This is a genomic window from Micromonospora sp. NPDC049559, assembly GCF_040676675.1.
Lineage (GTDB): Bacteria > Actinomycetota > Actinomycetes > Mycobacteriales > Micromonosporaceae > JBFAPK01.
The window spans coordinates 47,376-69,043 of the sequence record NZ_JBFAPK010000044.1 but is presented as its reverse complement, the minus strand read 5'-3'; the positions used below and the strand labels follow the sequence as shown (position 1 = coordinate 69,043).

Annotated in this window: 20 protein-coding genes; 7 read left to right on the top strand and 13 right to left on the bottom strand. The window is 72.9% G+C overall.

The genetic code is table 11. The annotated features are described in order from the left end of the window. Positions 1-43 precede the first annotated feature (43 nt). The 8 genes from AB0J86_RS33385 to AB0J86_RS33350 all read right to left on the bottom strand — a co-directional run bounded on the left by AB0J86_RS33385 (position 44) and on the right by AB0J86_RS33350 (position 6,643). Positions 44-652, bottom strand: coding sequence for an ATP-dependent Clp protease proteolytic subunit (locus AB0J86_RS33385; protein ID WP_363861668.1), 609 nt, complete (start codon positions 650-652; stop codon positions 44-46). Between the two features lie 37 nt (positions 653-689). Beyond that, positions 690-1,295, bottom strand: a complete 606-nt coding sequence (locus AB0J86_RS33380) for a helix-turn-helix transcriptional regulator (RefSeq protein WP_363861667.1) — start codon at positions 1,293-1,295, stop codon at positions 690-692. Positions 1,296-1,318: 23 nt separating this feature from the next. Further along, positions 1,319-2,770: a phosphatase PAP2 family protein gene (locus AB0J86_RS33375; RefSeq protein ID WP_363861675.1), complete on the bottom strand. Its 1,452-nt coding sequence runs from the start codon at positions 2,768-2,770 to the stop codon at positions 1,319-1,321. Positions 2,771-3,017: 247 nt separating this feature from the next. After that, positions 3,018-3,989 (bottom strand): YihY/virulence factor BrkB family protein, encoded by a 972-nt coding sequence (locus tag AB0J86_RS33370; RefSeq protein ID WP_363861666.1) that lies wholly within the window; start codon positions 3,987-3,989, stop codon positions 3,018-3,020. Further along, entirely contained in the window at positions 3,986-4,981 is a 996-nt protein-coding gene (locus tag AB0J86_RS33365; protein WP_363861665.1) for a diacylglycerol kinase family protein, read from the bottom strand. The genes AB0J86_RS33370 and AB0J86_RS33365 overlap by 4 nt, the downstream gene beginning before the upstream one ends. Positions 4,982-5,093: 112 nt before the next feature. After that, positions 5,094-5,666, bottom strand: a complete 573-nt coding sequence (locus tag AB0J86_RS33360) for a Clp protease N-terminal domain-containing protein (RefSeq protein WP_363861664.1) — start codon at positions 5,664-5,666, stop codon at positions 5,094-5,096. Then, on the bottom strand, positions 5,666-5,902 hold the full coding sequence (locus AB0J86_RS33355) for a helix-turn-helix domain-containing protein (protein ID WP_363861663.1): 237 nt from the start codon (positions 5,900-5,902) through the stop codon (positions 5,666-5,668). The genes AB0J86_RS33360 and AB0J86_RS33355 overlap by 1 nt, the downstream gene beginning before the upstream one ends. Positions 5,903-6,124: 222 nt before the next feature. After that, on the bottom strand, positions 6,125-6,643 hold the full coding sequence (locus AB0J86_RS33350) for a VOC family protein (RefSeq protein WP_363861662.1): 519 nt from the start codon (positions 6,641-6,643) through the stop codon (positions 6,125-6,127). Positions 6,644-6,818: 175 nt separating this feature from the next. Between AB0J86_RS33350 and AB0J86_RS33345 the strand changes: the two genes are divergently transcribed. Beyond that, positions 6,819-7,541: a WYL domain-containing protein gene (locus AB0J86_RS33345; RefSeq protein ID WP_363861661.1), complete on the top strand. Its 723-nt coding sequence runs from the start codon at positions 6,819-6,821 to the stop codon at positions 7,539-7,541. A 339-nt stretch (positions 7,542-7,880) separates the two neighbouring features. Here AB0J86_RS33345 and AB0J86_RS33340 read toward each other — a convergent pair whose 3' ends face one another. Then, positions 7,881-8,426: a TetR family transcriptional regulator gene (locus tag AB0J86_RS33340; RefSeq protein WP_363861660.1), complete on the bottom strand. Its 546-nt coding sequence runs from the start codon at positions 8,424-8,426 to the stop codon at positions 7,881-7,883. Between the two features lie 102 nt (positions 8,427-8,528). On the opposite strand from AB0J86_RS33340, the gene AB0J86_RS33335 reads away from it, so the two are divergent. The 3 genes from AB0J86_RS33335 to AB0J86_RS33325 all read left to right on the top strand — a co-directional run bounded on the left by AB0J86_RS33335 (position 8,529) and on the right by AB0J86_RS33325 (position 12,971). After that, positions 8,529-9,269: an SDR family oxidoreductase gene (locus tag AB0J86_RS33335; RefSeq protein ID WP_363861659.1), complete on the top strand. Its 741-nt coding sequence runs from the start codon at positions 8,529-8,531 to the stop codon at positions 9,267-9,269. A 168-nt stretch (positions 9,270-9,437) separates the two neighbouring features. After that, positions 9,438-9,872: a VOC family protein gene (locus AB0J86_RS33330; protein ID WP_363861658.1), complete on the top strand. Its 435-nt coding sequence runs from the start codon at positions 9,438-9,440 to the stop codon at positions 9,870-9,872. A 339-nt stretch (positions 9,873-10,211) separates the two neighbouring features. Next, positions 10,212-12,971, top strand: a complete 2,760-nt coding sequence (locus tag AB0J86_RS33325) for an AAA family ATPase (RefSeq protein ID WP_363861674.1) — start codon at positions 10,212-10,214, stop codon at positions 12,969-12,971. A 95-nt stretch (positions 12,972-13,066) separates the two neighbouring features. On the opposite strand, the gene AB0J86_RS33320 is transcribed toward AB0J86_RS33325, so the two are convergent. The 3 genes from AB0J86_RS33320 to AB0J86_RS33310 all read right to left on the bottom strand — a co-directional run bounded on the left by AB0J86_RS33320 (position 13,067) and on the right by AB0J86_RS33310 (position 17,629). Further along, positions 13,067-13,735 (bottom strand): response regulator transcription factor, encoded by a 669-nt coding sequence (locus AB0J86_RS33320; protein WP_363861657.1) that lies wholly within the window; start codon positions 13,733-13,735, stop codon positions 13,067-13,069. Positions 13,736-13,739: 4 nt separating this feature from the next. Beyond that, on the bottom strand, positions 13,740-14,840 hold the full coding sequence (locus AB0J86_RS33315) for an ATP-binding protein (RefSeq protein ID WP_363861656.1): 1,101 nt from the start codon (positions 14,838-14,840) through the stop codon (positions 13,740-13,742). 953 nt (positions 14,841-15,793) lie between these two features. Continuing rightward, positions 15,794-17,629 (bottom strand): MFS transporter, encoded by a 1,836-nt coding sequence (locus AB0J86_RS33310; protein ID WP_363861655.1) that lies wholly within the window; start codon positions 17,627-17,629, stop codon positions 15,794-15,796. Between the two features lie 260 nt (positions 17,630-17,889). Between AB0J86_RS33310 and AB0J86_RS33305 the strand changes: the two genes are divergently transcribed. Then, positions 17,890-18,261, top strand: coding sequence for a YciI family protein (locus AB0J86_RS33305; protein WP_363861654.1), 372 nt, complete (start codon positions 17,890-17,892; stop codon positions 18,259-18,261). Then, positions 18,258-19,502 carry a DUF6596 domain-containing protein gene (locus AB0J86_RS33300; RefSeq protein WP_363861653.1) on the top strand — a complete coding sequence of 415 codons (1,245 nt, stop codon included), beginning with the start codon at positions 18,258-18,260 and terminating at the stop codon, positions 19,500-19,502. Before AB0J86_RS33305 ends, AB0J86_RS33300 begins: the two co-directional genes overlap by 4 nt. Here AB0J86_RS33300 and AB0J86_RS33295 read toward each other — a convergent pair. Continuing rightward, a complete protein-coding gene (locus AB0J86_RS33295; protein WP_363861652.1) occupies positions 19,490-20,407 on the bottom strand; it encodes a glycoside hydrolase family protein in 918 nt (305 codons plus the stop codon). The genes AB0J86_RS33300 and AB0J86_RS33295 overlap by 13 nt on opposite strands. A gap of 288 nt (positions 20,408-20,695) precedes the next feature. Here AB0J86_RS33295 and AB0J86_RS33290 point away from each other — a divergent pair, with 288 nt between their 5' ends. After that, positions 20,696-21,634 carry a glycoside hydrolase family protein gene (locus AB0J86_RS33290; RefSeq protein WP_363861651.1) on the top strand — a complete coding sequence of 313 codons (939 nt, stop codon included), beginning with the start codon at positions 20,696-20,698 and terminating at the stop codon, positions 21,632-21,634. The last annotated feature ends 34 nt before the right edge of the window (positions 21,635-21,668 follow it).

The window sequence follows — 21,668 nt, the reverse complement described above, 5'->3', positions numbered from 1 at the left end:
CCGGCCACCAGCCGCCCGGACGCGCTCACGCCGGGCGGTCGGGTCAACCCACCAGGCTCGGCTCGACCTCCGCCGCCGTGGCGATCACGTGGTCGATCAGCCCGTATTCGCGGGCCTGCTCGGCGGTGAACCAGCGGTCCCGGTCCGAGTCCCGGAGGATCTCCTCGACCGTGTGTCCGCTGTGCTGTGCCTGCAGCTCGTTCACTGTCTGCTTGACGTGCAGCATGTTCTCCGCCTGGATGGCGATGTCCGCGGCCGTACCGCCGAAGCCGCCGGCGAGCTGGTGCATCAGGATCCGGGCGTGCGGCAGCGCGTACCGCTTGCCCGGGGTACCGGCGGTGAGCAGGAACTGGCCCATCGAGCCGGCGAGACCCATCGCGATCGTCGAGACGTCGTTCTTGATGAACCGCATGGTGTCGTAGACGGCCAACCCGGCGCTGATCGAACCGCCGGGCGAGTTGATGTAGAGCTGGATATCCAGGTCGGGATCGGCCGCGGCGAGCAGCAGCATCTGCGCGCAGATGGTGTTCGCCGAGGAGTCGTCGACCTCGGTACCGAGGAAGACGATCCGCTTCTGGAGCAGCCGCTCGTAGACCTGGTCACCGAAGGACGGCTGTCCCTCCGCGCGCATCCAGACCGTTGATCTGTTCATCTCCCGCCTCCCGTCGTGCTGGCCGGCGGGCGAGGGCTCACCCGGGGAACCGGCCCGTGAAGCTTCCCCCCACCGGTGCCCATCGGGCCGCGCATTCTGCTGTCGGGAAATCTGCTGACAGCGCAACCAGGGCGTACGGCTGCGGCAACGCGCGCGACCGGGTCCCGATCAGCCGGATCGGCGAGGCAGACCAGGGCCGGTACGGCAGCCCGGAGAGCGTACGCGCGCGGCGCCGCCCCGACGGGGAACGCCGGCGGGCCGGACCGGTACCGCCGGGGGCCCGGAGCGTGGCGTTCCAGCCGGACGGCCGTCCGGGGCGTCCCGACAGGGTGGGCGCGCGGCGGACCGGCGCGACCGGGGCGAGCCGGACGATCTCCTTGCGCACCTCGTCCAGCAGGTCGGCCAGGTGCAGGCCCAGTGCCCGGCAGATCGCCGCCAGCACCTCCGAGGACGGCTCCTTGCGCCCCCGCTCCAGCTCGGAGAGGTACGGCACGGAGATGTCCGCGGCGCGGGCGACGTCGCGCAGCGTCCGGCCCTGGTCGAGCCGGATCCGGCGCAACACGGCGCCGATCACCCGGCGCAGCAGTGGGGTGTGCCCCCGGGCGGGTACCGGAAGGGGTGGCTCGTACGGACCGGCGCTCATACGGCCACCTTAAGCCCTGCCCCTCAGGCCCGGTCCCGCCGATCACCGCCGGACGCCGCCGCGGCCAGCTCGTCGTCGAGGCTCTCCGGTCCGCCGGACCCGATCCGGGGCCGGTTGCCGGTGTCGAGGTCGGCGTTCGGACGGACCACCCACCAGAGCAGCCCCACCCAGAGGGTGCCGAGCAGGACCGCCCCCATCAGATCGGTCGGGTGGTGCATGCCGCGGTACATCCGGGACAGCGCCACCCCGAGCGGCATGACCACCGCGGCGACCACGCTGAGCCAGCGCCACCAGCGGTCGGTACGGGGCATCACCAGTACCGCGATGGCCAGATAGAGACAGATCGTCGCGGCGATGTGCCCGGACGGGAAGGACGCGGTCGGCAGCCGGCCGTCCAGGTGTTCGACCGGCGGGCGGGGTCGGTCGACCACCCGCGCGCTGGCCAGGAAGAGCCCCAGTTCGCCGAACATCGCCAGGGCGAGGAAGAGCACCGGGCGCCAGCGCCGCCAGACGGCCACCACCAGCGGGCAGAAGACCAGCGAGACCAGGAGCACGGCGTGGGTGTCGCCGGCCTTGCTCCACCAGTGGCTGGCGGCGTCGAGCGACGGCGTGCGGTGCTCGGCGAACCAGGCCGGCACCGCGACGTCCAGCGAGTGCAGGAAGGTGCCCTTGGCGTGGTAGCTGACGAACATCCCGAAGGCGTAGAGCAGCCCGAAGATCAGTACCCAGCCGGTGACCAGCTCGGCGACGGCGGCCCCGGGCCGCGGCAGCAGCCGCGTCTCGTCGGGCGCGGGCGCGATGTCGGGCGCGGCCTCCGGCTCCAGGCCGTCGGTGAGGCCCGGCACCGGCCGGCCGCGCTCGCCGCGCCAGAGCCGGAAGGCGTACGCGGTGACGCCCAGCCAGGCCAGCCCGAGCAGCCAGCCGGCGAGCACGTCGGAGACGAAGTGCACGCCCAGCGCGATCCGGGTCAGCCCGATCAGGACGACGAGCGCGGCGACGAGCGCGGTGACCGGCCGCCGCCACCGGGGCGGTACGACCGGCAGGAAGACGAGCAGCAGCGACCCGTACGCCACCATCGAGCCGAGGGCGTGCCCACTCGGGAAACTGTTCCCCGGCGCGTGCGCCACCGGTACGTCCACCACCGGGCGCAGCCGTCCGACCAGCGCCTTGAGCGACGGATCGAGCGCGAGCGCGCCGCCCCCGGTGACGATCAGGTAGACGGCGAGCCGGCCCCGCCGGCGGATGAGCAGGCCGACCACCGCGACGGTGACCAGCCAGAGCATGATGGGGCGGCCGCCGAGGTCGGTGATCGCCCGCAGCACGGTGACCACCGGGTGGTGCGGGGCGACCAGCGCGTTCAGCCAGGCGGCGACGTCGTGGTCGAGGCGGTACAGCGGGCCCCAGTGGAACCGCACGAGCATGAGCAGCACCCCGAAGCCCGCTCCCGCGCCGGTCACGAGCGCCAGCCCGACCAGGCTCCGCCCGGCGAAGTGTTCGAGCGCGCGCCGCGACCGGGCGTCGCGCTGGACGCCGGACCCCGCGTCGCCGGCCCGCTCCCCCGTCTGGTCGCGGTCCGGCCGCTGCCCCGGCTCGCCCCGGCCCGGCCGCTGCCCGGCTTCGTACCGGTCCGCCCGCTGTGTCACGCCAGCACGCTCCTTCCCGCCTGGCGGATCGCATTACCCGCTTCGTCCCCGGGATACACGGCGACCGGCGGGAGGGCGGTTAGCCGCTTTCGGCCGCCGCGGGTGCCCACCGGTCCGGCTCGGCCGGTTCGCGCGCGCCGACCCGCAGCGCCTCCAGCTGGGCCGCGAAGGCGAGCCCGCCGAGCAGCGCCACCCCGGTGGCGTTGGCCCAGAGCAGCAGGGCCATCATGCCCGTCAGCGCGCCGTACGTCTGGCCGAAGGCGCCACTGCTCCGCACGTACAGCGCGAGGAGCAGGCTCGCCGACCACCAGAGCGCGGTGCCGACGGCGGCCCCGAAGAGCAGCCAGGTCAGTCCCGGTTGCCGCCGGCGCGGGGCGTACCGGAAGAGCAGCGCCACCGCGAGGACGGTCAGCCCCAGGCTCAGCGGCCAGCGCAGGATCTGCCAGGCGAGGATCGCCGCGTCGTCCCACCCGTAGTGCCGGCGCACCGAGTCGCCGAACTGGCCGCCGCCCACCAGGATCAGGAAGCCGAGCAGCGCCGGTACGCCCGCGCCGAGCGCCAGGATCGCCGCGCGCAGGTACTTGCGGTGCACCGGGCGGTCCCGCTCCACCCCGTAGATGCGGTTGGCGCCCCGCTCGATCTGCGCCATCGCGGTGGTCAGCGCGACCAGACCGGTGAGCAGCCCGAGCGCGAGGGCGGTCTCACCGAGGTCCTCGGTGCGCTCGCCCGCGCCGAGCAGGTCCCGTACGACGTCGGCGCTGGCCCCCGGGGTGACGGCCAACACCGTGTCGGCGACCACCCGGCCGCCCTGCTCCGCGCCGAGGTCACTGATCAGGCCGGTCAGCGCGATGAGGAAGGGCACCACGGCCAGGCAGAGCTGCAGGGCGAGCGCCCGCGCGTGGCTGAAGCCGTCGCCGTACCGGAACCGGACGAACGCGTCCCGGAACAGGTGCCACCCGCCGTGCCGCCGCAGTGTGTGCCAGGCGTCGTCGGCCGAGAGTTCGTCGTCGTGCATGCAGCGGGTCTCGGGGACCGGCCGGGTGCTGCTCACCTCGCGTCCTCGACCCGCCGCTCGGCCCGGGACGCCACCGCCGCGGCGTCCACCGCCAGGTCCGCGTCCTTCTCCGGCTGCGGTACGCAGAGCACGAAGGCGCGCGGCTGGATCTCGACGTCCAGCGAGCGGCCCGGCTCGATCACGTCACCATCGAGCTCCCGGGGCTGGGCCCGGTTGCTGCGGATCTCCACTCGGCGCCCACGGAAGACCTCCATCCGGGGTACCCGGCGGCGCCGGCGCAGCACCGCCCACCAGAGCCGCACCCAGTGCCCGAGGGTGCGCGGCGTCAGCACCGCCACGTCGAGGTAGCCGTCGTCGGGCTCGGCGTCGTTGAACAGCCGGATGCCGCCCTGCAACCGGCCCACGTTGGCGACCAGCACGGTGCGGGCGCGCCGCCGTACGGGGGGCCGGTCGTCGATGCGGATCGTCACCCGCATCGGCCGGTCGCGCAGGTGGCGGGCGCCGCCGAGCAGGTAGGCCGGCCAGCCGATGCGCGCCTTGGTCGTCTCCGACGTCGAGCCGAGCAGCTGCGCGTCGAAGCCCATCCCGGCCATCACGGTGAAGACGCGCCCCTCGCAGACGCCGACGTCCAGCCGCCGGCGCCCCCGTTCCAGCGCCACCTCGATCCCGGCCGCCAGGTCGCCCGAGATGCCGAGGTTGGCGGCGAGCAGGTTCCCGGTCCCGGCGGGCAGTACCGCCAGGGCCACGTCGGTACCGACGGCCGCGCTCACGCAGGACATGACGGTACCGTCGCCGCCGCAGACGAAGACCACCTCGGCGCCGGCCTCGATCGCCTTCCGGGTCTGGCCCTGGCCCGGATCCTCGACCGTGGTCTCCAGCCAGAGCGGCTCCGGCCAGCCGGCCGAGGCCAGCGTCTCGGTGATGGTGCGTCGCAGTTTCGCGATGTTGGTCTGTTTCGCCGGGTTGACCACGACGGCGGAGCGCGGCCCTCCGCCGTCTCGGCCGCCCCGGTCCCGTAGCCGCTTCACGCGCGTCAGTCTGCTGGAAGATCGCGACTCCAGCGACCCACGGAAAGGTGATTCTGCGCTCTCCGGCTCAGGGCGGCGGGCCGCCGCCACCCTGACCCGCCGGGGCGACCGCTCAGGCGGCCTGTTCGAGCGAGCTGACGGTACGGCGGCGGAGGTCGTCGAGGTCGAGTCCGGCGCGTACCAGGAGCAGCGCGGCCAGCCCCTCGCCCTCGCGGAGCAGGCCGAGCAGGATGTGCTCGGGGCCGATGTGCTCGTGGCGCAGCCGCAGCGCCTCGCGCAGCGACAGTTCGAGCACCTTGCGGGCGCGCGGGGTGAGCCGGCTGCCGGGGTACCGCCCGCCGAAGAGCTTGCGCCGGCCCGGCGGTACCGGCGCCTCCAGCGCCCCCTCGCCGAAGGTGCGCTCCACCGTCGCGCGTACCGCGTCGAGGTCGATCCCGATGGAGCGCAGCGCCTCGGCGTCGCTCTCGCCGAGTTCGGCCGGCTCGACCTCGCGCTCGATCTCGGCGCGGACCTGGTCGGCGTCGACACCGGCGGCGCGCAGCAGCCCGGCGACCGGCCCGGTCCGCTCGTCGAGCAGGCCGAGCAGCAGGTGCTCGGTGCCGATGTGGTCGTGCCGGAACCGGCGCCGTTCGGCCCGGGCGGTCTCCAGTGCCTGCCGGGCCTGGGGCGTGAACCGCTCGAGCATCAGGATCCTCCCTGCCGTCCGGCCGGCCGGCGGCCGGCGTGCTTCTTGTGAACTCCCTGCCTGCTGACCTCGAGCGCGTCGGCGATCTCCTGCCAGGACCAGCCCTGCCGCCGGGCGTTGTCCACCTGGACGATCTCCAGCCGTTCGAGGAGCCGGCGCAGGGCGACGACGGCGCGCAGTCCCACCCGAGGGTCCGCACTGCCGGCCGCCGCCGCCAGATCCGTTGCCTGACTCATGCTGTCAACCTAGGTTGACGGTACCGAGCTTGTCAACCCTGGTTGACACATCCGGGCGCGCAATCGGGCCCGCTGTGGGTTCTCAGGCAGGTTGATCGCTTCTCAAGGAAGTTGATCCGTACCTGATCCGTTCTCACGGAACTTGATCTGCCCGTCGCGGGCCGCCGGAAGGATTGGGTACCGAAAGCTTCTGCGATACGGCGTCTTGGACCGTCACCGGGCTCAGTCGGCCGGCAGGCGGCTGACGATGCTGTTGGTACGCCCGCTCAGTTCCAGGTCCAGGGTCTCCTGGGCGTCGCGCATAGCTTCGGCGTACTGCGGTTCGGTGAGCCGTCGCATTCCTTCCTCGGGTGCGACGTCCTCGACCATCGCGCTGATCCACCAGATGTTGCCGAACGGGTCACGTACCCGACCGCCCCGCTGCCCGAAGGCCTGGGTGGCCGGTTTGGTGACCACTCGGGCTCCGGCGGCGACCGCGCGTTCGATCGTTTTGTCGGCATCGGCGACGAAGACCCGCAGTAGCGACGGCATGGCCGGCCAGTCCGCTAGCCGGTCGAAAGCGAGCAGTACGGTGTCGCCGACGCGGATCTCGGCGTGGCCGATCGTCCCGTCCTCCAGCGGTACGCGCCCCATCTCGGCCCTGTCGAACACGGCGGTGATGAAGTCCAGTAACTGCCCGGTGTCCGGCGTGACGATCCACGGCGCGACGGTCGTGTACCCGGCGGGTGGGGTGCTGCTCATGAGATCTCCCTCGTGTCCTAGCGGACTTGCGCCCCTCACGGTAGGTCTCATATAGGTCACTTCCGGTCCTAGTTGCGCGGCACAATGGCAGCATCTCCGACGCGCGCGCCCGATTGCTGTCCCTGCTGTCGCCGTTGCAGACCCCTCGGCTGTGGCCGGGGCAGACGAAGCGGCGGTGCGGGCGCTGGGCAAGCTGCTCCAGGTTCTGCCGGCCCGGCTGCGCCACCGAGTCGACACACTGACCTCCTCCACCGTGACCCACCCGTTCTCCCTGGCCACGGATCCGGTGAACCCCGACGCGCTGATCGTCACCGCCGCGGCGATCGCCAACCACGAGAGGCGGCGGTTCCGTTACCGCGACGAGGGCCGGCACGTCGAGCCGCGCGCCCTGGTGGCGGCCGGGAGATGCTGGTACCTGCTCGCTTTTGACCTCGATCGCGCCGATTGGCGGACCTTTCGGCTGGACCGGGTTACGCAGCTCGCCGCGGCCGGTGCTCGGGCGGCTTCGAGGGAGGTACCCGGCGGGGACGTCGCCGCCTTCGTCGCCAGCCGGGCAATGCAGATGGCCCCGACCTACCCGGCCGACATGGTGATCCACGCACCCGCTGCCCACGTGGTGGACCGCCTCGGCGGGCCGCCACCCGGTACCCTGACCGACCAGCCGGGCGGTACCTGCCGGTGGCTCGCGCCGCCGGACACCGGCGAATGGCATGCGCTCCGGCTGGCATCGATCGGGCTGCCGTTCGAGGTCAACGGCCCGGCGGAGCTGGCTGCCCACCTCAGGTCGACAGTTGCACTGTTCCAGACCGCCACAGCGGGACCCGGCCGGTCCGTGACGCGGTCGCCACAAGTTGGGTGCGGCCACGTCCGCCGAGCGTCACCGCCGCCGCCCAGTTGATGTGCTCCTGAAACGAGCGCTCTCCGAACCCTCGCCCGCCACGGCGGGCTGAGGACCGATCCGGGCTGATGCTGCGTGCCCGGTCGGGCGCGTCGCGGCGTCCTGGTGGGCCGGCTTGGTCTCCTCCGGCAACAACAGATCAGGTTCGGTGAGAAGAAGACACTCTGGTGCTTCTCACCGAAGTTGATCCGCTGCTGGTCGGCTGGCCACCCCGGATCACCCTCGGTGAGAACCCACACCCGCCCGGTCGAGGCGGTGCCGGCGGTGCGCGCCTTCCCGGTCCACCGGGGGCAGCGCAACGACACCGGTCCGCAGTGGTCGGCTACGACCAGCGGTCCGTCACGTCTCCACCCGCAAGCCGCCGAGCACGATTCGCAGGAGCCGCGCGGAGCGTTCGTCCCGGTCCGGGGTCAGGTCGAGCCGCCAGAGGAAGCCGACCAGCAGGAGCACGTCCTCCCCGGAGACGTCGGCGCGGATGCTGCCGTCCGCCTTTCCCGCGTTGACGAGCAGGTCGAGCGGCCCGGTGACCGGGTGGCCCTCCTCGCCCCCGAGTCGCTCTCGCATCGCGGCGTGCATGGCGTCGCTGAGGCCCTTCTTGAGTCGCCTGTAGTCAGCCAGCTGGCTCAGCCACGCGGCCAGTGCCGCGATCGGCGGCAGCTGCTCGAGCAGCCTCGGCGCGGCGGCGACCAGGTCGGCGATATCCGCGTGGTGGACCTCCAGCACGAGGTCCTGCCACGTGGGGAAGTGTCGGTAGAGCGTGCCCTGCCCCACGCCCGCCGCCCGCGCGACCGCGGCCATGGTCGGCGCCGGCTCGGCGTTCAACGCGGCGCGCGCCACCTCGAGGATGCGCTCCCTGTTCTGCCGTGCGTCCGTACGCAAAGTCACCCCCAGTTATGTATGCAAGATCACTGTCGATCGACAAGTGGACACGTGTCCGCTACGGTTCTTTCCGGACACCTGTCGACTTAAGGATAGGGCGGGACGCACATGCACGACCGGATCGACGGAACGGTGATCGCGATCACCGGCGCGAGCAGCGGTATCGGCGCGGCCACCGCGGAGCACCTCGCCGCCCTGGGCGCCCGGGTGGTGCTCGGCGCGCGCCGCGAGGACCGGCTCAAAGAGGTGGTGGACCGCATCGTCGCCATCGGCGGCACCGCCACCGGAATCATCGTCGACGTCACCCAGCGTGACGATCTCGTGCGGCTCGTCCGCACGGCGGTGGAGCGGCACGGCCGGCTCGACGTGCTGGTCTCCAACGCGGGCACGATGGCGGTGTCCCCGTTCGACGACCTGCGCCAGGACGACTGGGACGCCATGGTCGCCACCAACCTCACCGGGGTGCTCAACGGCATCGCCGCGGCCTTGCCCGTGTTCCGGCGGCAGCGATCCGGCCAGTTCGTCAACGTGGCGTCGACCGCGGCGTACGTGGTGAAGGCGCCGCAGGGCGTCTATGCCGCCACGAAGACCGCCGTCAAGGTGCTCACCGAGGGATTGCGGCAGGAGTCGGGCCCGGACCTGCGCGTCACGCTGGTCTCGCCAGGATTCACCAACACCGAGGGCGTCGGCAAGGGCGCGAGCCCCGAGGCGGCGGCCGCCTTCGCCCGGCAGCGCGACGAGATCGCCATGCCGCCGTCGGCCGTCGCGTCCGCGATCGAATACGCGATCGCGCAGCCGGCCGGCATCGACATCAGCGAGGTGGTCGTCCGGCCCACCGTCCAGGCCTGAGCGCCGGACACACTCGGCCACGAGGACGGCCGCAGGGACACCGCGACCCCTCACGGTCGAGAGCGAGGCGGAGGCGATAGACGAAGCTGCGGGGCGGCTCAAGGAGCTGGGCCTGATCACCAACCGAGCTCATGGCGACGCCGAAGATCCCGCCTCTATGATCGGCCGATGGCATCGATCAGGCAGGTACAGGTCACCTTCGACTGCGCGGAACCCGAGCGCGTCGCGCGCTTCTGGTGCGAGGTGCTGGGGTACGTCGTACCGCCGCCCCCGGAGGGGTTCGCCAGCTGGGACGACTACCAGCGCACGCTGCCGCCCGAGCGGCAGGGTGCCGGGTTCGCCTGCGCCGATCCCACGGGTGTGGGTCCGCGGCTGTACTTCCAGCGCGTCCCCGAAGGCAAGGTCGTCAAGAACCGGGTGCACCTCGACGTGCGGGTCGGCACCGGGCTCGTGGGCGAGGAGCGCGTGGCCGCGCTCGAGGCCGAATGCGCGCGGCTGGTCGCGCTCGGCGCGACCCGCCTGTACCTGCTGCGCGCCGACGAGTACAACGAGTCGTGCCTCGCGATGCAGGACGTCGAGGGCAACGAGTTCTGCCTCGACTGAACGGGATAGGCATACCTAGGCCGGCGCGGGGCCGGCTAGGTATCCGACGGCGGCTCAGGATAGGTAACTGGTCCCGATGGTTCGCGAGCCTTACCGGCTGAGGATGGACTCACGCCGGATGGCGGCGCGAACGATAGGGGGACCAGACATGTCCACGCTTCCAGAGCTGTGGTTGGTACAGCACGAGGCACGCCACGCCGACCTGGTCGCGGAGGCCGACCGGTACCGCCTGGCGGCTGCGGTGCTCCCCCGTCGGCTCCGGTTTCGGGCGTCACGTAACGCTCTGTCCGAGTCCGGGGTACGGGATCGGCGGGCCGCTACCCTTGCCCCGTGTGGACCATGCGCGGGGGCGTCAGCCCGACCATGATCGGACGCGATCACGAGCTGGGCCGGCTGACCCGGCTCGTGGCCGCGCCGCGTCCGCAGGTCGCGATGGTGGCGGGCGAGCCGGGCATCGGTAAGACCCGGCTGATCCAGGAGTTGCTGGCGAGGCTTCCGCAGCAGACGGTGATCCTGGTCGGGCACGCGGAGCCGGGTTCGCTGGCCCGCCCGTACGAGGTGTTGCTGGACGCCATCGACACGGTCGAGGGCGACCGGGTGGACGAGGAGTCGCTGCGCGCGCTGGCCGATCCCACCGGTAGTCCGGTGCAGCGGCTGCACACCGGCCTGTCGATCCTGGCCCAGCTGGTCGGTGACGCCCCAGCGGTGATCGTTTTCGAGGACCTGCACTGGGCGGACTCGGAGAGCGCGGCGCTGTTCGAGCGGCTCGCCGACCAGCCCGGCCGGCGGCTGCTGATCGGCACCTACCGGCCGGAGGAGGTGACCAGTCGGCAGCCGGTCGCCGCGCTGCTCGGTCGGCTGGAGCGCCGGCACGCGGTGACCAACGTGCGGCTGGGGCGGCTGACCGAGGCACAGAGCGGCACGCTGCTGGCCGCCGCCACCGGTCAACCGGTGCCGTACCGTACGGTGGCCGCGTTGCACCAGCGCACCGGCGGCAACCCCTTCTTCCTCGAAGAGCTGGTACGCGGGCACGGCGGCACCGACCTGGAGACGCTGTGCGACCGGCCGCTGCCGTGGAGCCTGACCGAGGTGCTGCACCGACAGGTCGAGGACCTGGACCCGAGCTGCCGGCGGGTGGTCGAGGCGGCCGCGGTGCTCGGTCACCGGGTGCCGTTCGACCTGCTCTCCGCGGTCACCGGGGAGGGCGAGGACGATCTGATCAGGGCGCTGCGTGAGCTGGTCACCCGGGGTGTCCTCGTCGAGTCCGGCGAGGACGAGTTCAGCTTCCGGCACGCGCTGGTCCGCGAGGCGCTGACCGGGCAGATGCTGGGCCGCCAGCGACGGCGGCTGCACGAGGCGGCGCTGGAGGTGTTGCTGGCCGGCGGCAGCTCCGATCCGGCCATGGTCGCCTACCACGCCCAGCGGGCCGGCCGGTACGACGACATGGTGGAGGCGGCCCGCCGCGGTACCGGGCTGTACCTGAGTATCGGCTCGGCGTACCAGGCGCTGCAGCTGGCCGAGCTGGGGCTCGGAGAGGTCGGCGACGACGCCGAGCTGCTGGGCGGCGCGGCCCGCGCGGCGTGGCTGGCCGGACTGCTCGACGATGCCGTCGGGTACGCGCGGCGCTGGCGCGACAACGCGCCGGACGCCGCCGGGCGGGCCGACGCGCTGCAGCTGATGATCCGGCTGGCGTGGGAGACCTACGAGCTCGACGAGATGGGCGTGCTGACCGGCGAGATCCAGCGGCTGGTGGAGGAGCTGCCACCGGGGCCACAACGGGGCCTGGCGATGGTTTCGGTGGCCCAGTCGTGCACGCTGCGCGGCGACGCGGCCGAGGGGCTGCTGTGGGCGGACCGCGCGCTGGAGCTGGCCGAGCTGCTCGACCTGCCGGTCGTGCGGTTGGCCGCCCTGATGGAGAAGGGTACGGCCCTGGTCGGGCGGCCGGCGACCGCCGACGAGGGCCGGATGCTGCTGTCGGGGCTGGTCGACGAGGCCGAGAGGTCGGGCGAGTGGGTGCTGGCCGCGCGAGCGCTGAACAACCTCGCGCAGGGGGTACCGCCGGCCGAGTCCACGGAGCACGCCGAACTGCTGGAGCGGATGCGCGTCGACGCGGAGCGGGCCGGCTTCGACTCCCTCGCGGTCGCCGCGTACTTCCAGGGCCGGGCCCGGCTCCGGATCCGCCAGGGCGAGCTGGACGCCGCGATCGCCGAGCTGGAGGAGGGGCGGGCCCTCGACCGGGGATACCTGCGCCGAGGCCAACCCGCCGACTTCCACGCCGTCTTCCTCGCCGGTCTCTACCTGGAGGCGGGAGAGCTGGACCGGGTCGACGACATCGTGGCCGACCTGCGGGCCGCCCCGGCACGGCCGGGCCGACCCTCGGGCGCCGCGGTACCCGGCATCGCCCTGCACCTGGCCGCCCGCCGCAACCAGCCGGAAGCCGTCGACCAACTGGTCGACGAGGTACTCGCCGAGCTGCGGACACAGCCGTGGCGCACCGGATCCGAGGCGCACGACCTGATCAGCGCCGTGCTGCACGTGGGCCTGCCACTGCCCAGGATCACGCTGCTGGCCGACGCACTGCTCGGGCCGGACACCTGGGACGACTACCGAACCTTGGTGAACGCCCAGCTGGCCGAGGCCCGGGGCGCACACGAGACCGCCCGGGACGCGTACCTGCGGGTGGCGTGCTCAGGCGTGGTACCGCCGTCGGTCCGGGGTACCGCCGAGGTCGGCGCGGCCCGCTGCCTGCTGACGGCCGGGGCGCCGGAGCAGGCCGCCAGCCACCTGGCCCGGGCCGGCGCCCTGCTGGCGCGCTGGCGTGGCTGGCGGGTGGCGCAGCTGGACGTGGTGCGTGCCCGACTGGGCCTGGAGCCCGGGGCCGGACCGCGGGCCGTCTCCGGCACCGACGCGCTCACCGCCCGCGAACGGGAGGTCGCGCTGCTGTTGGCCGACGGGCTCACCAACGCCGAACTGGCCCGCCGGCTGTACATCTCGCCGAAGACCGCCGCGATACACGTCTCCAACATCCTGCGCAAGCTCGGCGTCTCGTCGCGTACCGAGGTCGCCGGCCACGTCTCCTCGGCGGGTCGTGCCTCGTGACGCGGGACATCGGGGGCCACGAGTCCTGTCTCGACTGAGCGGCCGTACCGCCGAGAACCCCGGAAGAGCGGGTCACCGAGCACCGGTCGGGCCGGTCATTGCCGGCTCTGGGTGATCTCGCCGGTCTCCCAGAGCCGGGCGGCGATGCCGACCCGGTTACGGACCCCGAGCTTCTGCTGGATCGTCGCGAGGTGGTTCTTCACGGTGCCGGCGGCGATGAACAGCGTGGCGGCGATCTCGGCGTTCGTCCTGCCCTGGGCGACCAGCCGCGCGACGTCGCGCTCGCGGGGGGTCAGCGGCACCGTTTCCCGGGTGGTCGCGGTGGGCGGTGTGGTGAGGTGTCGCAGCAGCCGGATGGTGACCTGCGGGCTGACGAGTGCGTCGCCGGCCACCGCGGCGCGGATGGCCTCGGTGAGCAGGGCAGGTCCGGACCGCTTGAGCAGGAAGCCGTGCGCTCCGTTGCGCAGCGCCGCGTACACGTACTCGTCGAGGTCGAACGAGGTCACCACGACTATTCGGAGTGGATTGGGAACCTCCGGGCCGGCGAGGACGCGGGTGAGTTCCAGGCCGTCCACCCGGGGCATCCGGATGTCGGCCAGCACCACGTCGGGGCGCAGGTGCCGGGCCTGATCCACGGCCGAGGCGCCGTCGGCGGCCTCGCCGACCACGACCATGTCGGGTTGGGCATCGAGGATGATCCGGTACGCGACGCGGATGTTCTCCTGGTCGTCGGCGATCAGTACCCTGATCCGCTGGTCCGCCACGGCGCTACCGCCCCGCCGGGGCAGTGGGCTGCGCGCGAAGCGGAAGCACCGCGGTGACCCGCCACCCGAGTGGTACGGCCGGGCCCGTGCTCAGCGTGCCACCGAGGGCGTCCAGGCGGGCGGCCAGCCCGGCCAGCCCGTGTCCGCCGTCGTGACCCGGCCCGGTGTCTGCCCGCCCGCCGTTGCGGCCGTCGTCGGTGATCTCCACCCGCACCCGGCCGCCCGGCGCCCGGGCTACCGTCACTCGCACGTGGCCGGCGTCGACGGCGTGGCGGCGGACGTTGGTGAGCGCCTCCACGACGATCCGGTACACCGTCGTGGCTATCTCCGGTGGCAGCGAGGACGGCGCACCCGTGCCGGCCAACAGCCCGGGGTCGAGGTCGAGGCGGGCCCTGATCGACCCCGTGGCGGCGAAACGGTCGACGAGTTCCGGCAGGTCGTCCATCGTGGGCTTCGGCAGCCGCGGCGCGCCGTTCGGATCCGGCTCCACCGGTCCGGCGGACGCCGGGGTCTCGGGGCGGTGCAGGAGATGGACCGTACGGTCCACGGTCGTCAACGCCCGCAGCGCCGTACGCTCGATCCGGCGCAGCACGTCGGCCACCCCGGCCGCGGCCCCGTCGACGAGCACGAGCCCGGCCTGCGCCTGCAACAGCATCTCGTTGATGTCGTGGACGACGAAGTCGTGCAGGTCGTCCGCCAGCTCCAGCCGCTGGGCACGGCGGGCGGCGGCGGCCTCCCGGGCCCGGCGTCCGTCGAGGCCGCGCAGGTACGCCCCGACGGCGACGGCGACCGCCGAGAGGGTCGCCCAGGCGGCGTAACCGCCAACGGACTGCGCCGACCAGGTCGGCGGGCCGAACCGCAGTAACCAGAGCGGAACGGCGAGTCCCGTCGACGCCCCGGCCGCGACCGCCACGCCGGCCCGCGAGCGCCGCACCACCAGCACGCTCAGCACCAGCAGCACGGCCGGCTCGGCCAGACCCAGCGTGCCCACGAGCGTCGCGCCCTGCGGGTAGGGCCTGCCCTGTGCCAGCACCACCGCGTCGGCGACCATCGAGGCCAGACCCGCCCCGGCCGCCGTCACGCCAAGCCTGTCCCGCCCGTCCATACCTCCGAGGGTAGGTGCCCGGCCGACCGCCGTACCCGTGCCGAACGGCACCCTCCACGACCGACCCCGACCACCATCAGCGGCCGGACGGCAGGTGCCCACGCCGCTCCCCCGCCGCCAGCCTGGTGGGCATGACACACACAGTCACGAATCTCGACAACGCCGACGACGCCCGCGCCCGGCTCCGGCCGTGGCCGACCCGCTGGCCCGAATGGATCGGCTGGGCGGCGGCGGCCTGGTCGCTGGCGTACGCGCTGCTCGGCCTGTACTGGTGGCGCGGGGGCGCCGGCTTCCCGTTCGGGACCGCGCACGATCCCGCCGCCGGCGGCGTATCACTGCTCGAACACGCGCGGCCGGAGACCACCGGGCCGGCGCTCGCCGTCGCCGGGCTCTGCGGTGCGGCGATCGCCGTCGTGCTCACCCGTACCCGCCGGGGCGGGCTGCTCGGTGGTGCGCTCACCGGCATCGGTTGGACGGTGGCCGGCACGCTCGCCGTGGTGATTCCCGACTACCGGCCGCTGCTGGCGGTGGTACGCGCGCCCATGCTGCTGATCGGCGCCCCGTTCGGCTGGCCGGAGCAGGTCCGACTGAGCCAGTTCCCCGCCCTGTTCCTGCCCTGGCCGGTGCTCAACCAGGTGCTGTTCATCGTCGGTGGGCTCCTCTGGGCCGCAACGGTGCTCGCGTACCGGCGCCGCAGCCGCTCCGCCTGCGGCAACTGCGGCCGCGACGACAGCCGGACCGGCTGGACGACGCCGGCCGCCGCGGCGCGCTGGGGTCGCCGGGCGGTGGCCGTCGCGGTCGCCGTCCCGGTCGGCTACGCCCTGACCCGCTGGGCGTGGGCGCTGGACATCCCACTCGGAGTGTCCCGCGAAGGGCTCCACACGCAGGCCGCCGAAACGCCGGGGATCTGGCTGGCCGGTGCCATGCTCGCCACCATGGGCGCCAGCGGAGCACTACTCACCATCGGCCTGGTGCGGCCGTGGGGCGAGGTGTACCCGCGCTGGATTCCGTACCTGCGCGGGAAGCGGGTCCGGCCACGCACCGCGATCATCCCGGCCACCGCCGTCGCCCTGCTCGTCACCTCGGCCGGGCTGATGTACCTGCGCTGGCTCGCACTGGGCCGGATCGACCTCACCGCCGACACCTGGGGACTGTTCCTGCCCGAATTCTTCTGGCCGCTCTGGGGCGCCTCGCTCGGCGCGGCCACCCTCGCCTACCACCTCCGCCGACGCGGCGGTTGCCCTGACTGCGGCCGAATCTGAACCGGCGGACTCCTCCGCGCGGGTCGCCGGGTGGTCGCGCGGTCCGGCGGGGGCGGTCCGGGTCGTCGGGCGCATGGCCAGGACCAGTACGGCCAGCCCGGCGAAGATGAGCGCGGCGAGAGCCCCCGTGACGTGCAGGCTGGCGGTGAACGCCGCCCGCGCGTCGTGCAGCAGCGCCGCGCCCTGGCCGGCGGGGAGGTGCCGGCTGGCGGCGACCGCCCCGGCCAGCGAGTCGGAGGTGCCGCCCATCCGGTCCCGGTAGACCACCGTGGCCACCACGCCGAGCAGGGCGAAGCCGAGCGAACCGCCGAAGTAGTTGCCGGTCTCCGACATCGACGCCGCCGAACCGGCGCGCTCCGGCGGTACTGAGCCGACGACCAGGCCGGTGCCCAACGCGAAGAGCGGGCCGGTGCCGAGCGCCAGCACGGCGATGCCGGTCATCACCAGCGGCAGGGCACCCGCGCCGTGGACCCCGACCAGCAGCAGGCCGCCCAGCGCCGACACCGCCAGCCCACCGGCGATCGCCGTCGCCGGCCGCAGCCGCCGGGTCAGCGCCGGCGCGGCCACGGTACCGACCGCCGAGCCGAGGCCCATCGGCGCAAACAGCACCGCCGAGGCGACCGGCGAGAACCCCAGCACGCTCTGCAGGTACTGGGTGACCAGCAGGCCGGTGCCGGCCATGGCGATCCCGGCGAAGACCAGCGCGACGAGCACGGCCGTGAACGGCCGGTTACGCAACAGCCGCAGGTCCAGCAGCGGCGTCTCCAGCCGCAGCTGCCGGCGTACGAACGCCGCGCCGACGACCGCGCCGACGACCAGGGCCGCGGCCGGTACGACCGGCACGCGCTCGACGGTCAGCTGCTTGATGCCGTAGACCGTCAGGAGCACGGCCACGAGCGACAGCCCGACGCTGGCCAGGTCCAGGGCCCGGGTCAGCGGCACCGGCCGGTCGGCCCGGTCGCCGCGGAACTCCGGCAGCAGGACGGGTCCGGCGAGCAGCAGCAGCGCCATCGCCGGCACCGCGGCCAGGAAGACCGATCCCCACCAGAAGTGCTGGAGCAGGAGTCCCGCGAGCACGGGTCCGAACGCGCCGCCGGCGAACTGGCAGGCCGCCCAGATCGCGATGGCCTGCCCGCGCTGCCGCCCGGCCGGGAACATGTTGGTGATCAGGGCGAGCGTGCACGGCGCCAGGGTCGCGCCGGCGACGCCCAGCAGCGCCCGCGCGACGATCAGCAGCAGCGGGTCGGTCGCGAACGCGGCCACGACCGACAGCACCCCGAACGCCGCTCCGCCGATCATCAGCAGCCGCCGGCGGCCGATCCGGTCGCCGAGCGTACCCATCGTGATGACCAGGCCGGCCACCATGAACCCGTAGCTGTCGCTGATCCACAACTGCTGGACGTTCGTGGCCCCCAGCTCGGCGCTCAGCCTCGGTAGCGCGAGGAGCAGCGCCGTCATGTCCATGGCGACCAGCAGTGTCGGCAGCATGAGGACGAACAGCCCCAGCCAGGCCCGGTTGACTCGCATATCCGAAACTTCCCGTTCTCTCGACGTTCCGCAGGGTGGTCGGAGCGGTCGGGGGCTTCTTGACATCGGTACGCGGAAAAATCTCCCGGGTCCGCTCCGGCCCCCGGGTCGTCACCCGGAGCGACGACCTCGCGGCCCGGCGAGCGCGGCGACGGAGAACTTCCGCGTAGGTTCCGGCGGGGATGTCAAGACGGCGGCGTCGGGTCCGACAAGGGGGTGACGGGCCCGGCCGAGGGCCCGCGGACCACGAGGAGTACGAGATGCAGTTCCTGATCAGCCTCTACATCAACCCGGCCGTGCTGGACGCGCTGACCGAGGAGGAGCAGGCGGCGATCGGCGAGGGCCACGGGAAGTTCCTCCAGGCGCTGAAGGAGTCCGGCGAGTTGATCACCACGCAGGCGCTGGCCGACCCGTCACAGGCCGCCGTGGTCTCCGTACGCAACGGCCAGCCCGTGGTCACCGACGGGCCGTTCGTGGAGTTCAAGGAGTACCTGGGCGGTTTCTACCTGATCGACTGCGAGAACAGGGAGCGGGCGATCGAGCTGGCCGCGCGGATCCCGGACACCGCGATCGAGGGTCTGGGTGTCGAGGTGCGGCAGGTGATGTTCGCCGACGGACAATTGGAGGCATGACGGCACGAGCCATCGGGGACCTGCTGCGTGAACTCACGCCGCAGGTCCTCGGCGCGTTGGTGCGCCGGTACGGGCAGTTCGAGGGGTGCGAGGACGCGGTACAGGAGGCGCTGCTCGCCGCCACGGTGCGGTGGCCCGCCGAGGGGGTACCGGAGAACCCGCGCGGCTGGCTGGTGACGGTCGCCTCCCGGCGCTTCATCGACCAGCTGCGCAGCGACCACGCGCGCCGCGAGCGGGAGTCGGCCACGGCCGCCGAGGTGGTGCCCCCGGAGGTGCCGGAGACCGACGACACGCTCGTCCTGCTCTTCATGTGCTGCCATCCGGCGCTGACCCCCGCCTCGCAGACCGCCCTGACGCTGCGGGCGGTCGGCGGCCTGACCACCGCCGAGATCGCCCGCGCGTTCCTGGTGCCGGAGGCCACGATGGCGGCCCGGATCAGCCGAGCCAAGCAGCGGATCAGGGCCGCCGGCAGTACGTTCGGCCTGCCGGCGGGCGCCGAGCGCGAGGAGCGGCTGCGCGTCGTCCTGCACGTGCTCTATCTGATCTTCAACGAGGGCTACACCGCCTCCTCCGGCAGCGAGCTGCACCGCGCCGACCTCGCGCGCGAGGCGATCCGGCTGACCCGGATGGTGCACGCCCAACTGCCCGAGGACGGCGAGGTGACCGGGCTGCTCGCGCTGATGCTGCTGACCCACGCCCGCCGCGAGGCGCGTACGACGGCCGCCGGCGACCTGGTGCCCCTGGACGAGCAGGACCGCACGAGGTGGGACCGCGCCTCGATCGACGAGGGCAGCGCGCTGGTCAAGGCGGCGCTGGCCGGCCCGACGCTGGGGCCGTACCAGCTCCAGGCCGCCATCGCCGCCACGCACGACGACGCGGCCACGGCCGAGGAGACCAACTGGGCCCAGGTGCACGCCCTCTACCTGATCCTGGAGCGGATCGCGCCCAACCCGATGGTCACCCTCAACCGGGCGATCGCGCTCGCCGAGACGCAGGGCCCGCCGGCCGGGCTGGAGCTGCTCGCCACGCTCGACGCCGACGAGCGGATGGCCGGGCATCACCGGCTGCTCTCCGTACGGGCGCACCTGCTGGAGCAGGTCGGCGACCCGGCCGGGGCGTACGAGCACTACCGGCGCGCCGCGCGGGCCACCGCCAGCCTCGCCGAGCGGCGCTACCTGGAGGCCCGGGCCGCTCGGGTGCGGCCACCCGCCCGACCCGGTGCCCGAGGTCAGGCGCAGTAGATGTCGAGGAAGCCGACCCAGTGATTCTCGTAGTAGACCTCGATCCGGGTGAAGTTGCACTTCATGTGCCCCACACCACCGCCGCCACCCGTGGTGTCGGGCGGCGACGACGGCTGGATGGTCGTCACGTCGTTCGGGTAGCGCACCGGGTTGACCGGTATCCCGGGAATGTCGGGCGACACCGGCGGCGGCGGTACCGGTAGCGGCTTCGGATCGCAGACCCCGCCCCGGCGCATGATCGCGATGTCGTGGGTGGCCCGGGTTCCCACCTGCGTCTTCCAGGCGGAACTCGCCATCTCGTTCGCGGCGGCCTCGAAGTCACCGCGGTTGATGGCGGCCAGCATGTTCTGGAACTGCGCCACGCCGGTGGGCCCGAGGTTGAAGATCATGTCGAGGACCACGGCCTGCCGGGACATGGAGAGGTTGTCGAATCCGGGCACCAGCCGGTACGCCGCCGAGTACGCCTCGGCCATGGCCTGCTCGAACAGCAGTGTGGTCTGCAACTGGGTGAGGTCGGCCCGGCCCGCGAGCACGTCGGCGTAGTTCGCCCCGACGGCGGCGAGCGCGGCCGCGGCGTCGGCGCGGTTGAGGTTGAAGCCGATGCCGACGGTGGGGATACCCCGGCTGTCCCGGTAGACGTGCGGGTCGCCGGCGAGTCCGTTGGGGCTCTCGTGCCTGGCGATCATCTCTTTGATCTCGCGCATGTCCATGTCGCGCATGGTCTTCATCGGTCCGCACGGTCCCGGGTCGGGCGGATCGGTGGGCTTCCCGGGCGGCGGGGGCGGCGGCGTGCCGCCCGCGAGCGCCGGAGTGGTGGCCAGCACGGTCGCCGCCACGGTGGCCGCGCCGACGCCGAGCAGCAGCCGCACGGCTTTGGTACGCCGGCGGCGGGTCGTCTCGCTCATGGTTTTCCCCTTGCAGCGGGTACCGCTCGACGGACGTACGCCGAGCACGGGATCAGGGAGGGAATACGGCCGGGAAACGTTCGAGTCCGGCGGCCCGACTCACGTTAGCGAGGCGCCCCCTGGAGCCGCCATCTCCCAGAAATCTGGGATACCGGGGATCGCGAGGGCGTCACTAGTGTGGCCACCGCCGACCGGACGTGAGGATTCCTCGCCTACGTCGTCTCGGCCTTTCCCCGCCCCACCGACGAACTCCCGGCGAGGACGTCCCTTCTGGAAGAGAGATGCTCGATGCGCAGATATCCCCGGCGTGCACGGGTGGCCGCCATGCTGCTCGGCCTGACCACCGCGCTCGTCACGGTCGCGCCCGTGGGGACGGTCCCGGCCCACGCCGGCTCGGCACCGATCGGCAAGGACCAGCCCGGGACGCCGCAGCCGAACGGCCCGTGCCCGTCGAACCGGGTACCGCGCGAGATGCAGGTCGGCGAGCTGAAGGCGTTCATCGCCGGCCACGAAAGCACGCACGGGCTCGCGGGTGACCCGCACGTCTACCTGGACAGCCTGGGCATTCCGACCGTCGGCATCGGCTTCAATCTCGATCGCCCGGACGCCGCGGCCACGCTCGCCGCCGTCGGCGCGAACTACGCCGACGTGCGCGCGGGTCGGGCCGACCTGACGCAGGAACAGATAACGAAGCTGTTCGAGATCACCGTCGCCGAGGCCACCACCCATGTCCGGCAGTTGGTGCCGGGCTTCGACCGGCTTTCCAACGTCCGGAAGGCCGTACTGATCGATATGATGTTCAACCTGGGACCCACCCGCCTGGCGCAGTTCCGGAACATGCTCGCCGCGTTGACCGAGAGCGACTTCGCGGCCGCCGCGCGGGAGATGCAGAATTCGAGCTGGTACAGCCAGACCGGCAACCGCGCCCGGCAGGACGTCGACCTGATGCAGCGGGGCTTCCTGTGCGACGTTCCCGAGCCCCGGTTCACCCCGCCGGGACCGCCGCCGGTGGCGCCCGAGATCCCCGGCATGCCGCGCCCCGACCATCCCGGATACACCCCGTACGACAACGGGATCGCGAGCTACCAGTGGGACGTTCCGTGGGGCGGCGGGGGCGACGGCTCCTCCGGCGGCGGCTCCGCCGCCTGTCCGACCGGCCGGGTCTGGCGGGTCGTGGTGGTGCTGAGCGACGGCCGGGTGGTGGACCAGTGGCACTTCGAATGCTGAGCCGCTGACCGATCCGCGTGCACGAGGGAAGTAG